General features: G+C 63.6%; 18 protein-coding genes. 11 read left to right on the top strand and 7 right to left on the bottom strand.

What is annotated here, in order from left to right:
- Positions 1 to 97: 97 nt before the first annotated feature.
- Entirely contained in the window at positions 98 to 2,260 is a 2,163-nt protein-coding gene (locus tag FJQ54_RS05005) for a primosomal protein N' (RefSeq protein WP_140927317.1), read from the bottom strand.
- A 60-nt stretch (positions 2,261 to 2,320) separates the two neighbouring features.
- Between FJQ54_RS05005 and fsa the strand changes: the two genes are divergently transcribed.
- Together fsa and FJQ54_RS05015 are read left to right on the top strand one after the other, a co-directional pair.
- Positions 2,321 to 2,974 (top strand): fructose-6-phosphate aldolase, encoded by a 654-nt coding sequence (gene fsa, locus FJQ54_RS05010; protein ID WP_140927318.1) that lies wholly within the window; start codon positions 2,321 to 2,323, stop codon positions 2,972 to 2,974.
- Positions 2,975 to 2,990: 16 nt separating this feature from the next.
- On the top strand, positions 2,991 to 3,896 hold the full coding sequence (locus FJQ54_RS05015) for a tyrosine recombinase XerC (protein WP_140927319.1): 906 nt from the start codon (positions 2,991 to 2,993) through the stop codon (positions 3,894 to 3,896).
- A 2-nt stretch (positions 3,897 to 3,898) separates the two neighbouring features.
- On the opposite strand, the gene FJQ54_RS05020 is transcribed toward FJQ54_RS05015, so the two are convergent.
- Positions 3,899 to 4,303 carry a disulfide bond formation protein B gene (locus FJQ54_RS05020; protein ID WP_181159981.1) on the bottom strand — a complete coding sequence of 135 codons (405 nt, stop codon included), beginning with the start codon at positions 4,301 to 4,303 and terminating at the stop codon, positions 3,899 to 3,901.
- 123 nt (positions 4,304 to 4,426) lie between these two features.
- Here FJQ54_RS05020 and FJQ54_RS05025 point away from each other — a divergent pair, with 123 nt between their 5' ends.
- The 5 genes from FJQ54_RS05025 to FJQ54_RS05045 are packed head-to-tail and all read left to right on the top strand — an operon-like array spanning position 4,427 to position 7,938.
- On the top strand, positions 4,427 to 5,695 hold the full coding sequence (locus tag FJQ54_RS05025) for an amino acid permease (protein ID WP_140927321.1): 1,269 nt from the start codon (positions 4,427 to 4,429) through the stop codon (positions 5,693 to 5,695).
- A 21-nt stretch (positions 5,696 to 5,716) separates the two neighbouring features.
- A complete protein-coding gene (locus FJQ54_RS05030) occupies positions 5,717 to 6,472 on the top strand; it encodes a hypothetical protein (protein ID WP_140927322.1) in 756 nt (251 codons plus the stop codon).
- A gap of 60 nt (positions 6,473 to 6,532) precedes the next feature.
- A complete protein-coding gene (locus tag FJQ54_RS05035; protein ID WP_140927323.1) occupies positions 6,533 to 7,411 on the top strand; it encodes an SPFH domain-containing protein in 879 nt (292 codons plus the stop codon).
- A gap of 8 nt (positions 7,412 to 7,419) precedes the next feature.
- Positions 7,420 to 7,617: a toxin-antitoxin system HicB family antitoxin gene (locus tag FJQ54_RS05040; protein ID WP_207790367.1), complete on the top strand. Its 198-nt coding sequence runs from the start codon at positions 7,420 to 7,422 to the stop codon at positions 7,615 to 7,617.
- Between the two features lie 24 nt (positions 7,618 to 7,641).
- On the top strand, positions 7,642 to 7,938 hold the full coding sequence (locus tag FJQ54_RS05045; protein WP_140927325.1) for a hypothetical protein: 297 nt from the start codon (positions 7,642 to 7,644) through the stop codon (positions 7,936 to 7,938).
- A gap of 6 nt (positions 7,939 to 7,944) precedes the next feature.
- Here the strand turns inward: FJQ54_RS05045 and FJQ54_RS05050 are convergent, their stop codons facing one another.
- Complete coding sequence (locus FJQ54_RS05050) at positions 7,945 to 8,502, bottom strand: DUF308 domain-containing protein (RefSeq protein WP_140927326.1); 558 nt, start codon at positions 8,500 to 8,502, stop codon at positions 7,945 to 7,947.
- 149 nt (positions 8,503 to 8,651) lie between these two features.
- Between FJQ54_RS05050 and FJQ54_RS05055 the strand changes: the two genes are divergently transcribed.
- The 4 genes from FJQ54_RS05055 (at position 8,652) to FJQ54_RS05070 (ending at position 10,673) form a co-directional block, all read left to right on the top strand.
- Positions 8,652 to 9,167 (top strand): DUF1269 domain-containing protein, encoded by a 516-nt coding sequence (locus tag FJQ54_RS05055; protein WP_140927327.1) that lies wholly within the window; start codon positions 8,652 to 8,654, stop codon positions 9,165 to 9,167.
- A gap of 400 nt (positions 9,168 to 9,567) precedes the next feature.
- Positions 9,568 to 9,918 (top strand): ribbon-helix-helix domain-containing protein, encoded by a 351-nt coding sequence (locus FJQ54_RS05060; protein WP_140927328.1) that lies wholly within the window; start codon positions 9,568 to 9,570, stop codon positions 9,916 to 9,918.
- Entirely contained in the window at positions 9,915 to 10,202 is a 288-nt protein-coding gene (locus tag FJQ54_RS05065; RefSeq protein ID WP_140927329.1) for a type II toxin-antitoxin system RelE/ParE family toxin, read from the top strand. The genes FJQ54_RS05060 and FJQ54_RS05065 overlap by 4 nt, the downstream gene beginning before the upstream one ends.
- Before the next feature lie 39 nt (positions 10,203 to 10,241).
- Positions 10,242 to 10,673: a hypothetical protein gene (locus FJQ54_RS05070; RefSeq protein WP_140927330.1), complete on the top strand. Its 432-nt coding sequence runs from the start codon at positions 10,242 to 10,244 to the stop codon at positions 10,671 to 10,673.
- A gap of 15 nt (positions 10,674 to 10,688) precedes the next feature.
- On the opposite strand, the gene FJQ54_RS05075 is transcribed toward FJQ54_RS05070, so the two are convergent.
- The 4 genes from FJQ54_RS05075 to FJQ54_RS05090 all read right to left on the bottom strand — a co-directional run bounded on the left by FJQ54_RS05075 (position 10,689) and on the right by FJQ54_RS05090 (position 13,805).
- Positions 10,689 to 11,249: a hypothetical protein gene (locus tag FJQ54_RS05075; protein WP_140927331.1), complete on the bottom strand. Its 561-nt coding sequence runs from the start codon at positions 11,247 to 11,249 to the stop codon at positions 10,689 to 10,691.
- A gap of 311 nt (positions 11,250 to 11,560) precedes the next feature.
- Positions 11,561 to 12,253, bottom strand: a complete 693-nt coding sequence (locus tag FJQ54_RS05080) for a hypothetical protein (RefSeq protein WP_140927332.1) — start codon at positions 12,251 to 12,253, stop codon at positions 11,561 to 11,563.
- Positions 12,250 to 12,759 carry a Panacea domain-containing protein gene (locus FJQ54_RS05085; protein ID WP_140927333.1) on the bottom strand — a complete coding sequence of 170 codons (510 nt, stop codon included), beginning with the start codon at positions 12,757 to 12,759 and terminating at the stop codon, positions 12,250 to 12,252. The genes FJQ54_RS05080 and FJQ54_RS05085 overlap by 4 nt, the downstream gene beginning before the upstream one ends.
- A complete protein-coding gene (locus FJQ54_RS05090) occupies positions 12,756 to 13,805 on the bottom strand; it encodes a ribonucleotide-diphosphate reductase subunit beta (RefSeq protein WP_140927334.1) in 1,050 nt (349 codons plus the stop codon). The genes FJQ54_RS05085 and FJQ54_RS05090 overlap by 4 nt, the downstream gene beginning before the upstream one ends.
- Positions 13,806 to 14,034: the final 229 nt, after the last annotated feature.

The raw sequence follows: 14,034 nt of genomic DNA on the forward strand, positions 1-14,034 counted from the left end.
CCCACCAACATTCCCACCCCTACAATGTCACCCCGGATCAAGTCCGGGGTGACGACGAACGAGGAGGTCGGGCCGGGCAAGCGGAGACTTCACTCCCTCACAGAAAACTCTGCGGGTCCACATCCACCGCCACCCGCACGCTGGACGGCAATTGCACCCGCCCCAGCCAGTCCCGCACATAGGCTTGCAGCGGCGAGGTGCGTCGCGCGTGCACCAGCAGCCGGTGGCGGTGCCGCCCGCGCAGCATGGCGAACGGCGCGGGCGCTGGCCCCCATACTTCGATCCCCTCTGCATGTGGCGCAGCCTGCCCCAACCGCTTGGCGGCATCGGCCGCCGCCGCGCCGTCCAGCGCGGAGACCACGATGGCCGCCAGCCGCCCGAACGGCGGCATCCCTGCGGCCAGCCGCACTTCGCGCTCGGCGGCGTAAAATTCGTCGCGTGCGTTGTGCAGTAGGGCCTGCATCACCCGTGCGCGCGGCTGGTGCGTCTGCAAAAATACCTCGCCCGGCTTCGCGCCACGGCCCGCGCGGCCCGCCACCTGCCCGATCTGCTGGAACGCCCGTTCGCTCGCCCGCAGGTCGCCGCCCTCCAGCCCAAGGTCGGCATCCACCACGCCCACCAGCGTCAGGTTCGGGAAATCATGCCCCTTCGCCAGCATCTGCGTGCCGATCAAAATGTCGATCTCGCCGTCCGCCACATCCGCCACCAGCGTGGCCATGTCGGCGCTGGTGCGGATGGTGTCCGATGTCGCCACCACCGTTTTCGCCTCCGGCCACAGCAGTGCCACTTCCTCCGCCAGCCGCTCCACGCCGGGGCCGCAGGGGGCTAGGCTGTCCTCCGCGCCGCAACTGGGGCAGGCCTTGGGCGTCGGCATGGAATGGCCGCAATGATGGCATTGCAGCCGCCGGGCCAGCCGATGTTCCACCAGCCACGCCGTGCAATTGGGGCACTGGATCCGCTCCCCACAGGCGCGGCATAACGTTAACGGTGCATAGCCGCGCCGGTTCAGGAACAGCAGGCTCTGCTCTTTGCGCGCCAGCCGTTCCTCTACGGCTTTCGCCAGCGGCGGGGCGATCCAGCGCCCGCGCGGCGGCGGCTCGCGGGTGAGGTCGATCAGATGGATATCGGGCAGCAGCGCGCCGCCGTGGCGGTCGGGCAGGCGCAACTCGCGATAGGTGCCGCGCGCCACCTGCTCCATCGTTTCCAAGGCCGGAGTGGCAGTGGCCAGCACCACCGGCACGCCTTCGAACTGCCCGCGCATCACCGCCACGTCGCGCCCATGATAGGGCACGCTTTCCTCCTGCTTGAACGCCTGATCATGCGCTTCATCCACCACGATCAGCCTGAGGCCCGGCATGGCGAGGAACAGCGCAGACCGCGCGCCGACCACCACGGCCGCCTCGCCACTGGTGATGGCGCGGAACGCCGCGCGGCGCGCGGCAGGCGTCAGCCCGGAATGCCACATGGCGGGCGCGAAGCCGAAGCGCTTGCGGAAGCGCTGCAACCAGGCTTCCGTCAGCGCGATCTCCGGCAGCAGCACCAAGGCCTGCCCGCCGCCGGAAATAGCCTCCGCCACCGCCTCCAGATAAACCTCTGTCTTGCCCGCGCCCGTCACGCCATCCAGCAGGAAGGGCTGGGCCTGATGCGCCGCCACCGCCGCGCGCAATTCGCCCGCCGCCAGCCCTTGCGCCTCGCTCAGCTCCGGCCCCGGCGGCAGGGCAGGGCGGCGCACGGCCACATCTTCCTCTGTTGCCTCGGCGGGCAGCAGCACGCCTGCTTTCACCAGCGCGCGCAGGCTTTCCACCCGCGCCTCGGCGGCGGCCGCCCATACGGCGAGCGGCGCAGGGCCGATCCCGCGCACGGCATCCAGCCGCTCCAGCATTCCGGCACGCGCTTTCGATTTCGTCTCCGGCAAATCCCCCAGCACGAACTGCCCCGGCCCCTTGGGCGGCGCCAGAAAGGCGGATTGCGGCAACACCATGCGCAACACGGCGGAGGGCGCGGCCAGATAATAATCCGCCACCCATGTCACCAGCTTGCGAATCGGCTCGGGCACGGGCGGCATGTCCAGCACGCGCACCTCGCGCAGCTTCGCCTCGTCCACCGGCTTGGTTTGGAAGGCACCATCATCCCACAGCACTCCCGGCACCCGGCGCGGCCCCAGCGGCGCTTCCACCACGTCTCCGGCGCGCGCGCCTTCGGGGGCCAGATAATCCAGCGGCCCCAGCCCATGCTGCAAAAGAAGGACAGTCCCGCGCATTGACTCGCCAGCTAGCCTCGGGCTTTGGAAGCCTCAACCTCTAGCGCCAAGGATCACCCCATGAAATTCTTCGTCGACACCGCCGACGTCGCCGAAATCGCCGATTTCGCAGCCACCGGCCTGCTCGATGGTGTCACCACCAACCCCAGCCTGATCCACAAATCGGGCCGGAAATTCCTGGAAGTGGTGAAGGAAATCTGTGGCCTGGTCGATGGCCCGGTGTCCGCCGAAGTCGTCGCGCTCGATCTGGACGGTATGCTGCGAGAGGCGGACGTGGTGCGCAATCTCGCCCCCAATGTCTGCGTGAAGCTGCCGCTGACGTTCGATGGCCTGAAGGCCTGCAAGCGCCTCACCTCCGAAGGCACGCAGGTGAACGTCACGCTGTGCTTTTCCGCCACGCAGGCGCTGCTGGCGGCCAAGGCCGGGGCTACCTTCATCTCCCCCTTCGTCGGCCGCCACGATGACATCGGCTTCGACGGCATGGACCTGATCGAGGACATCCGCCTGATCTACGACAATTACGAATATCAGACGGAAATCCTCGTCGCCTCGGTGCGCCACCCGGTGCACATCCTGCAGGCCGCGAAGATCGGCGCAGACGTGGTGACGGCCCCGCCCGCCGTGCTGAAGGCGCTGGCGAAGCACCCGCTGACGGAGCGCGGCCTTGAGCAGTTCCTCGCGGACTGGGCGAAAACCGGCGAGACCATCGCCTGATGCCAAGGAACCGTTGATGGATGCGGGCGCTCTCTTGGAAGGCTGGCTCGCCAGCCTCGCCAACGAGCGCCGCCTGTCTGCCCACACGTTGCGCGCCTATCGCGCCACGCTGGAGCGGTTCCTCGCCCATCTGAACCACACGCACGGCCGCCCGGCCGATGCGGCGCTGCTGGCGTCGCTGGAAGCCGCAGACATCCGCGCCTTCCTCGCCGCCCGCCGCGCGGAGGGGCTGTCCAACACGTCCGCCGCCCGCGAACTCTCAGCGATCCGCACCTTCGGTGGCTATCTGCGGGACAGGCACGGCATCCGGCTCGGCGGCCTTGAAGGCGTTGCCAGCCCGAAGGTGAAAAAGGGCCTGCCGCGCCCCATTTCGCCCGTGGATGCAAAAGCGCTGGCGGAAACCACCGGCGAATTTCATGACGAGCCATGGCTGCAGGCGCGGGATACCGCCGTGCTGCTGCTGCTCTATGGCTCGGGCCTGCGCATCGGCGAGGCGCTGGCGCTGACGGGTGGAATCCTGCCGCTGGGCGAAACCCTGCCCGTGACCGGCAAGGGGCGGAAAACGCGCATGATCGTGCTGCTTCCGCCCGTGCGGGACGCCATCGACCAGTATCTGAAGCTCTGCCCCTATGCCCCGTCCCGCGAGCACGCCCTGTTCCGTGGCGCGAGGGGCGGCCCGCTGGACCCCGGCGTGTTGCGCGGCACGCTGCGCAAGGCACGCGTGGCGTTGGGCCTGCCGGACAGCGCCACCCCCCATGCGCTGCGCCACAGCTTCGCCACCCATTTGCTGGCGCGCGGCGCGGATTTGCGGACCATTCAGGAATTGCTGGGCCACGCCAGCCTATCCAGCACGCAGATTTACACCAGTATCGACACGGCACGGCTGCTGGACGTGTATAAAAGCGCCCATCCCCGCGGCTGACGTTACGCCCTGCGGGCTGAAGCCCTGTCCACATCGAAAATCAGGAACAGCTGCCACACCAGCGCCAGCACCGCGAGGCCCGACAGCACCCACGGATGGCCGATGCTCACGGCAGACCAGTCGAACTCGCCTGCGTTCATCTTCTTGATATGGTTGAAATTCTGGGTGAGCCCAACCACCAGCCCCATCATCCCCGCCACGGCGGCGATATAGCGCGGCAACAGCCGGTTATAGCCCTTCAGCAGCAACAGGATCGCCAGCACACCCAGCGCGAACCGCTGCACCCGGCAATAGGGGCAGGGATGCACCATCCCGGCGATATCCAGCGCCAGCGTGCCCAGCACCACCAGCAACACGAACGCCGCCACCAGCCGCCGGTTCTGCAAAATGGTTGTCAGCTTTTCCATGTGGTGCCCCTCCCTCGAATGTCCGCACCGTAGCGCGCCTTGGATGCCCCGCAAGTCTGTTCCGGCACCCCTCTTGCCATCTTCAGCCAATCTCATAGTCTCTCGCCAAAGGGGGTCGGGCGGATGCAGGCAGAGCAGGGCAGGAAGATCGGCCCCGTTACGGGTACATTCCTTGTCGCCACCACCATGATCGGCTCGGGCATCTATATGCTGCCCGCCAGTGCCGCCGCGATCGGCAGTATCTCCATCATCGGCTGGATCGTCGCGGCGATGGGGGCGATCCTTGTGGGCCTGACGCTTGCGGGGCTGGCGCGGTTGGAGCCGGGGGGCTGCTACCTCGATTCCATCGCGCAACTGCTGGGCGCGTCTGCCGGGATGGTGGCCACTATCCTCTATATCTTTTCCTTGCTGCTCAGCCTGCCGATGGTGGCGGTCGCCGCTGCCGGTTATACGGGTTTCATCTTTCCCGCGCTCGGTTCTCCGCAGGCGGTGCAGTGGGTCACCATCGGCTATGTCTGGCTGATTGTCGCCATCGCCTGGGGCGGGGCCGCCGGTATCGCCCGCATCGCCTCCCTTACCCTTGTCGTCGGGATGATCCCGCTGGCCCTCGTCGCCACGCTGGGCTGGGCGCATTTCGATGCGGAGATTTTCCGCAGCAGCTGGAATATCTCGGGCAAATCCAACGCCTCGGCGGCGATGCAGGCCACGCTGCTGCTGTTCATGGCCTATCTGGGCCTCGAAAACGCCTCCATCGTCAGCGATCAGATGGAAAATCCGCGCCGCACCGTACCGATTGCCACCATCGCCGGAATCCTGTTCGCCACCATCGTCTATGTTGGCTCCACCACCGTCATTTCCGGGCTGATCCCGGCCGCGACGCTGGCGAAATCCCACGCGCCTTTTGCGGACGCGACGGCCATCATCCTCGGCTCGGTGGCGGCGCTTCTGATCGCCGTGTGCGGGGCGACAAAGGCGGCGGGCACGCTGGGCGCGCTGCAACTGGGCAGCATCGAATCGCTGCTGGTGCTGAAGCGCCAGTGCAGCGGCAGCGGCATGTCGCGCGGCGGCACCAACATCGGCATCGGGCTGATCGCCACGGTGATCGCGCTGGCCACCGCCTCGCCGGATGTCGCCAGCCAGTTCGGCCTGCTGGCCACCGCGATGGTCACGGTCTGCCTGTTTTCCTATTTGCTGGCCGGGCTGGCGCTGGTGAAGGCGCGTGGCGGCGTGCCGCGGCTGATCGGTCTGGCCGCGATCGCATTTATGCTGGGCCTGCTGGCGGTGCAGCCGCTGGGCGACATGCTGCTTCCAGCCATATTGGTGGGCGGGGCCTTGCCGCTGGCATGGCTGCTGCTGTTCTGGTGCAACCGGACCGTTTCCACACTTGCCTGATCCGCAAAGGAGTTCCGCTCCATGGCCACCCGCGCAGCCTCCCCGGTTCGAAGCCGCTTTTTCGTGCGAATGGCACTGCTGGCGCTGCTGATCGCGCTTGCGGGCTTTATGCCCACCTACTGGCTGCCGATGATCAGCGGCCGCAGCTTCCCGCCCATCCTGCATCTGCACGGAGCGATCTTCATCAGCTGGACGCTGTTGTTCCTGTGGCAAAGCTGGCTGGTCGCCAGCGGCCGCACGGCGGATCACCGGCAATGGGGGCTGGTGGGAATTGCGCTGGCGACCACCATGGTCATCTCCGTATTGCTGGCGGTTGAGGCCAGTTATGTCGCCGCAGCCCGCATCGGCATGGAGCCGCAGGCGCGCGCCTTTTCCAGCGTGTCTTTGCTGGGGATATCGGCGTTCGCGGGGCTGATCGTCGTGGCGATCCGCAACGTCCGCCACCCCGATGTCCACCGGCGGCTGATGCTGGCCAGCTTCGTGCCGATGCTGCAGGCAGCGGTTGCCCGCTGGTTTCAGCTGGCTCTGCCCCCGCCGCCGGGCGCGGTCGGTCCGCCGCCGGTGTTCGTCGCGATTCCGCCCGGCCTTCTCACATGGATCGTGTTTATCGGCGCGCTCGCTTTGCATGACAGGCGGGTGCTGGGTCGCATCCACCCGGCCACAAAGGCGGGTGCCGCCGTCACGCTGGCGGCGATCCTGTTGCCGCTGCTGGTGGGCAACAGCGCGATCTGGGCGGTGATCACACAGGGCTTCGCCAGCCTCGCCCCGCGCGGATAGGGTAGCTTGCGCTTCGGTTTAAATCTGATATCAATTTAATATCAGTTTAAGGGAGCGCATATGCCTGATTCGCCTGTTCCGATCCTCTCCGCCAGCCGGGAGGTGCCCGCCCACAGCTACAACGGCCTTGCCGTGCTGGCGCTGGCGGCATTGTGCTGTGCGCTGCTGATTCTGGCGGTGCTTTCGCGCAGCCCGGTGCTGATCCTGCCCACCGCGCTGGCGGCTTTGCTCGTCGCGCCCGGTTTCTACATGATCCAGCCCAATCAGGCCGCCGCCATCCTGCTGTTCGGTGCCTATCGCGGCACGGACAGGGGCGAGGGCCTGCGCTGGACATGGCCGTGGAACACCCGCAAGAAGATCAGCGTTCGCGCCAACAACCTGATTTCGCAGCAGATCAAGGTGAACGATCTGCGCGGTAACCCCATCGAGATGGCTGCGCAGGTCGTCTGGCGTGTCACCGATACCGCGCAGGCACTGTTCGATGTGGACGATTACCGCGAATTCGTCGTCGCCCAGATCGAAGCCGCGATCCGCGCCATCGGCGCACGCTATCCCTATGACGATTTCGAACATCTGGAAGTCACGCTGCGCGGCAACCATGATCAGGTGGGTGCCGAACTGCGCATCGAGCTGATGAACCGCCTCGCCGTGGCGGGGATCACGGTGGACGAATGCGGCTTCACCCATCTGGCCTATGCGCCGGAAATCGCGGGCGCGATGCTCCGCCGCCAGCAGGCCGAAGCCGTGGTCGCCGCCCGCAAGACGCTGGTCGAAGGCGCGGTGGGCATGGTGGAAATGGCGCTCGCCCAGCTCAGCGAAAAGGATGTCGTCACGCTGGACGATGAACGCCGCGCGGCGATGGTCTCCAACCTGATGGTGGTGCTGTGCGGCGATCAGAATGCGCAGCCCGTCCTCAACGCCGGCACCCTCTATCAATAGCCCGCCCGGTGGCCGATCAGAGGAAATCGCTGCTGCTGCGCCTGTCGCCCGACTTGCACAGCGCAATCGAGCGGCTGGCCGCGGCGGAGTTGCGCTCCGTCAACGCAGAGATCGAGATTCTGCTGCGCGAGGGCCTCGCCCGCCGGGGCCAGAAGCTGCCCGACGCCACCCCCGTCCGCCGCGGCCGCCCCGCGAAAGACGGCTGACCCCCAAGCCTGAAAGCCCCCGCCATGGCCAGCAACCGCAACAACCGCACCGGCAGAACTGACAATCGCCGCCCCAGCCTCGATGATGAAGAGGCATGGTTCGCCGCACGGCGCTTCGGCATCGGATCGGGCCGTCCGATCCGCTGGCAGGGCTGGGCGCTGCTGGCCGCCTATATCGCCGCGCTGCTGGGGATCAGCCTGCCGGGCGAGAAGCCAAACGGCGCGCGCATCGGCCTGATCTTCGCCCTGACGGCGGTTTTCCTGCTGATCGCCGCCCGCAAGACAGAGGGCGGCTGGCGCGGCGGCAAGGACGACAGATAAGGTCGACTATTTGTTGGCGATGCCCAGCGTCTCTTTCGCATCTTCCTTGTCACGCTCCCGCAAGGCCAGCGCCACGAGGAAGGCGGCATCCGCGATCAGTTCCAGCCCCAGCACCACGCCGAGGAATCCGGCGGACACCTCCGCCCAGTTGAACAGGGTGATCAGGCCCAGCACCACGGAAATCGCCCCCGAGCCAAGGAACAGCAGGAAATAGCGCGATTGCTTGAAGCCCGGCACGCTGAGCAGCTTGGCCAGGCCGCCGCCGATCAGCACCAGCGCGAACAGGAAGGGCAGGCCGATCGGACCCACCGCGCGCGGATCGCCGAACTTCAGCGAAAGCCCGGCATAGACGAGGAACACCCCCACCAGCCCCGGCAGGATCATGGTGAGCGGCCGCACCCGCTTGCGCAGCACGACACCCAGCAGATAGATCGCCCCCGCGCCCACCAGCAGCCACGGCACGATTCCGGCCACCAGACTCGTCACGGAAACGGGATTGAACGTCACGTAAAGCCCGATGGCCGCCAGCACGCCCGCCAGCACCGTCCGCACCTGCCAGTTCATGTGCATCGCCCTTTATTGAAATTGCGTTGCCCTTATGGTGAGGCCGTTCGCCTTTACATGCAATGGGCTACGGGCCTTGAGGCATGTCATCAAACCAGAAGGAAGCGCGGCTAAACCCTCCTCGCGATCCATATGAAGGAGCACGGATAATGGGACAGTTGGTGGTTCTCGGCTTCGACGGCATTACCGCCGCGGACGAAGTGCTGAACAAGGTGCGCGGGCTGAAGGCCGAACATCTGATCGATCTGGAAGACGCCGTGGTGGTGGAGCGCGATTCCGAAGGCAAGGTGCACATCAAGCAGGCGCTGAACCTCACGGCGCTGGGGGCGGCCTCCGGCGGGTTGTCAGGCGCGTTCTGGGGCACGCTGGTGGGGCTGATCTTCCTGAACCCGCTGGCGGGCTTCGCCATTGGCGCGGCCACCGGCGCGGGCGCGGGCGCGCTTTCGGGCAGCCTGATGGATTATGGCGTGAATGACGAATTCGTCGGCAAGCTGGCGGAAACCATCCCCAACAACAGCTCCGCCCTGTTCGTGCTGGTGCGCGAAGTGACGATGGACAAGGTGGTGGACGCCATCCAGCCATGGCACCCGCGCGTGCTGAACACCTCGCTCAGCAACGAACAGGAAGCGAAGCTGGTGGAGGCCCTGAAGGCGCACAGCGCCTGACCAATTGAGACGGGAGGCGCACAGCGCCTGACCAATTGAGACGGGAGGCGCACAGCGCCTGATCGGAAGTCGCGAAGGGCTGCCTCAGCGGCCCTTCGCCTTCATTTGTGCGTGCAGCAAGGTCAGGATCGCCGCCCACAGCTGCTGTTGCATCGCCGGGTGTAGGCGGACTCTGCTGCATCTGTCGTCACATCGCCCGCAAGAAGCAGGGCGGCGAGGATCAGGTTGCGCATGAAATCGGGGTGGCGAGACTTCAGCGTAAGTTCAAGTCTTGCCAAAGATTGATGGTTACCGCAGTTCCTGTTCATACCGCGTTGCAGCATTACGTGGTTAATTGCGCGTAGCCTGGCGTTGACTTTGCGAGTCGCTTCCTCACATTGGGACCCAAGGGGTTCGGACAATGGGCAAATTTCCGCTACCGGAGTTTCTGACGGGATGGTTGGAGCAGCAGGTCGACAACGGCCGGGCTGTGAACGTCGATGCCTATGTCGCTCAACTCGTTGCGGAAGACCGGATTCGCCATGATCGGCTGACACTTCGCCGCAAGGCGATTGCCGAGGCGCGCGCCTCCGGCATCTCCATGGAAGCCCCCGAATCCCTGCTGACACGGTTGATGGCGGGATTGCCGCGCCCCGGGCGGGAAAAGCTGCGGGAGGCGATTGCCGAGGGCCGGGCCAGCGGATCCTCCTATGTTTCCATCGACGGAATATTGGCTCGCGCCCTTCTGCCGCGACAGTCTCGCGCGGCATGAGCGTACTGAAGCTCACCATTCGGGCAGAGAAGGATCTGTCCGAGATTTTCGCGCAGGTGGCGCATGAATTCCGCTTCTTCGGGGAAGATGCCGCGCGCAGCTATTGCGAGGCGCTGAAAGACACGCTGGAGCAGCTGGCACGCTACCCGATGAACGGGCGCGCCGAACCTTCCATCGACGATCGCACCCGCAGCCAGCCGTTCCGCAAGCATGTGATCTATTACGAGCTGGACGGCGACGGAATCGTTGTGCTGCGCGTGTTGCCGGAATCCGTTTCGGCCTGAGCGAAGTTCGGCTAGGCATGGGCTGATGGAGACCATGCAATGAGCAATGACACTGTGCGGGCGCTTGAAGTGGTGGCGGCGGATTTCGTCGGATTTTCCCGGGTGTTGCAGAAGGTGTTAACCGTGGAGCTGGAAAGCTTTCAGGGGCTTTCCGGGCAATATGGGCTGTATGAGGATGTGGATGGCGTGCAGGCCCGGCTGTTGCGGCTGGCGGCGCATATCCAGTCTGCGCTGGAAACGCTGCGGGATAACGGGTTCGAGGATTCCGGCTTGTGGGCGGCCTCCCGGCAGGTGGAGTTGCTGGACAGTCTGCTGGAGCAGCTGGACCGTTATGTGATCGTCGCCGATCTGCGCGGGGCGACGCTGACATCGGGGGATCTGCTGAAGAAGCTGCAAAGCTGGATCAAGACGCTGCGCGAGTGGTTGACCGGGGTGCGCAAGCAGCTGGCGGCGATTGCCGGGGAAGCCTGAAAACCGGCTCTGAGTTCAGGCTTTCTTTTCCTCCACGATCTTCAGATTGCCCTTGCTGCCTTTGCCATCGGCGGCGAGATCGAGGGTGAAGCTGTCGCCATCGTTGGTGCTGCCCGTGATCTGGTTGCCGGTGCGCGTGGCGCTGTGGCCCTTTTCCCTGAACTGGGCGAGATACCAGTTGGCGACCACGTCCGGCGCGGCGGGCGCAGTGAAGGCGACATCGACCTTCGAGGTTTTCACGCCATCCTTCTGCGCCGAGGCCGAGGCGATCTGGCCGACCTTTGAGCCGGGATAGAGGCCGACGCCGTCCAGATCGAACCGGGTGTTTTCGCTGATCTTACCGGCGACATCGGCCGGAAGGCGGATGCTGGCGCCGCCGCCATTGGGCAGATCGACGGAGAGTTCGCCGCTCTTCCCATCGGCTTTCACGACGACGGATTCCGCGGAGCGGACATCGGGCGTGCCATCCGCCTTGGTGGAGACAGTGGTGGTTTCGCGCACGACTTCCGTTTCCCGGGAGCCGCAGGCGGCAAGCGGGAGGGCGGCGGCGAGGAGGATGAGGAGCGGCTTGGTCATGCCGCCAATCTGCCAGAGCGTGCGGGGCAGGGCCAGCGTTGTTCGGCAGATGGCGTTTGCCGAAGGCGGCCGAAGTTAGCGCGCAGCGCTAACCTTCGGACTCGCCGAAGGCACGGACGGCGGGGCGGTGGCGACCGCCACCGAACCCGTCCGACGAGCGGGCTTTGCCCGCAATCTTTCTTGTTCGTTCTGGTTCTTTCAGCGGACTCGGCGGCTTTGCCGTCGGCCGCGTTTGTTGGGGAATTTGGTATGGTGTGCCCGGAACTCCCCCGGAACTCCCCGATGGCGTCCCCGGAACTCCCCGGCAGTAGTCATCCAAGAGCCTCTAATATCTTCTTTTCGGCGTCAGTGAGCGCTGCTCCATAGCGTTCAAAGAGCTGAGTTTTCTCCTTTTCCGATAGAAGTTCGTAAGATGAAATGCTCAATTCAAAAATATCTCGTTCAGATTTAGAGAATTTATGGCGTGGTATGCATAATATTTTAACTTCGGCACTTTGAAATTCTTCACGAGACAAAAGGGCCTCTGTAATCAGGGTTGCAATTATACGTCTTTGGTAAAGATCGAGTGAAAATCGAGCCCAGCAAATTATGAAATAAATTTTCAATTTTCCATTGTCATTAATCACAAATGATGGGCGTATCGGAACGGAGACGTTTGCGGAAACTGGATAGTACTCAACGGTCCCGTCAAAAACTTGAACTCCTCGCCAGTCTTTCTGCCTAATGTAGGGAAGTGCTGCTTCGATGATTTCATGGCCGAGGCGTCGAACGAGTGGGCTTCTTATGTTCGATATGCAGCCTTTCGCTGTCATATCGTCGATACCGTCAACCACTACTTGGCGCAATACATCTGTGACGAGTTGTAGAGAGTGCCTCGGACCGAACATGGCTAAGTCGAATAACTCCTTAGCGATTTGGTCTTTCCTCTTGCTAATACTTCGGACCCAATTGTGCACTGCCGGAGGCTTGCGGAGCTTAAGAATTTGGGGAGGAACATTGCTCACATCTTAACTCCTGCAATATGACATTTCACAATTAGATCGTCGCTAATTTGCATTCCGGGGTTTACATCTCCAGCGTGATTCCAAGTCAAATCCCATGGCCCTCCCTGAGCATGAGAAATTTCTCGTAGCGTGGAGGCTGGAAGCTGCAACAGACCCCGAATGGCTTCGGCAATAATACCTTCATCGTGTGGGTCTATCTCTGCATTCGCTATTTTTACTGTATCGGATACTGGGTCGTATATTTTCGCGCGATCATTAATTGGAGTGGAGCCAAATTTTTTAAAGTCGTGATATATTTCCCGGAATACTGGCCCGTGATCCCAGGCTTCTATTTTAGCATTGGTGAGCTTACGATTATATTTAACCAATGCGCATTCGTACGCAAAATACACTAATTTATTAAGCGCCATATTTGAGACGGTGTGACCTTCGGATTCCGCATAATCCAAAATCCAATTTGCTAGTACTCGAACGCTGTAAGCGCCCGAACTGCTGTAGCGACTCACTCAGCCGCCCCAACCCCGCCCAGCAAATCCGCTTCGCCTTCGGCATCGTTCGCAACCGCAGGCACCTTCGCCTCTTGCCGGAGGTCGAACTTGTCCCAGACTTCGTTCCAATTGCCCTTGGTGGCGGCCTTGGAATATTCCGTTGCGCGGGTTTCGAAGAAGTTGGCGTGCTCCACGCCGTTCAGCAGTGGTTGCAGCCAGGGGAGGGGGTGCTCGTCGATGAGGTAGATGGGTTGCAGGCCCAGCTGCTTCAGGCGCCAGTCTGCGATGAAGCGGATGTAGCGCTTGATCTCGATGGCGGACATGCCGGGCACCGGGCCCATTTCGAAGGCGAGATCGATGAAGGCGTCTTCCAGACGCACCGTCTTCTGGCAGATATCGGTGATGTCATCCCGCACCGACTTGGTGAGGCATTGCCGTTCGGCGCAGAAGGCGTGGAACAGGCGGGTGATGCCTTCGCAGTGCAGCGATTCATCGCGCACGGACCAGCTGACGATCTGGCCCATGCCCTTCATCTTGTTGAAGCGTGGGAAGTTCATCAGCATCGCGAAGCTGGCGAACAGTTGCAGCCCTTCGGTGAATCCACCGAACATGGCGAGCGTGCGGGCGATGTCCTGATCGCTCTCCACCCCGAAAGTGGCGAGATAATCATGCTTGTCGCGCATTTCCTTGTAGCTGAGGAAGGCCGAATACTCGCTCTCGGCCATGCCGATGGTATCCAGCAGGTGCGAATAAGCCGCGATGTGCACCGTTTCCATGTTGCTGAACGACGTCAGCATCATCTTGATTTCGGTGGGCTTGAACACCCGGCCGTATTTTTCGTGGTAGCAATCCTGCACCTCCACATCGGCCTGCGTGAAGAAGCGGAAAATCTGCGTGAGCAGGTTGCGCTCATGCGGGGCGAGCTTTTGCGCCCAATCGCGGCAATCTTCGCCCAGCGGCACTTCCTCCGGCAGCCAGTGCAGCTGTTGCTGGCGCTTCCAGAATTCATACGCCCACGGATATTCGAAGGGCTTGTAGACGCGGGAGGCTTCGAGAAGGGGCATGGCCGATTATCCTTGGGAATTTGAGAACGAATATAGAACAGATAGCCTCCGGCGGGAAGGGGCGTGACGCCCCTTCACCCCCTTCAGTTTGCGCTGGCGCGACAGCCTGAGGAGGGTGGCTGTGGGGAGGATTTGGTGGGTGCGGCGGGGTGGGGGCGTCATTGGCGAGGCTCCCACGCGGATGTCGGGCTGGCGGGGAGGATTTGGTGGGTGCGGCGGGGTGGGGGCG

It is taken from the genome of Sandaracinobacter neustonicus, assembly GCF_006385875.1.
Classification (GTDB): Bacteria; Pseudomonadota; Alphaproteobacteria; order Sphingomonadales; family Sphingomonadaceae; genus Sandaracinobacteroides; species Sandaracinobacteroides neustonicus.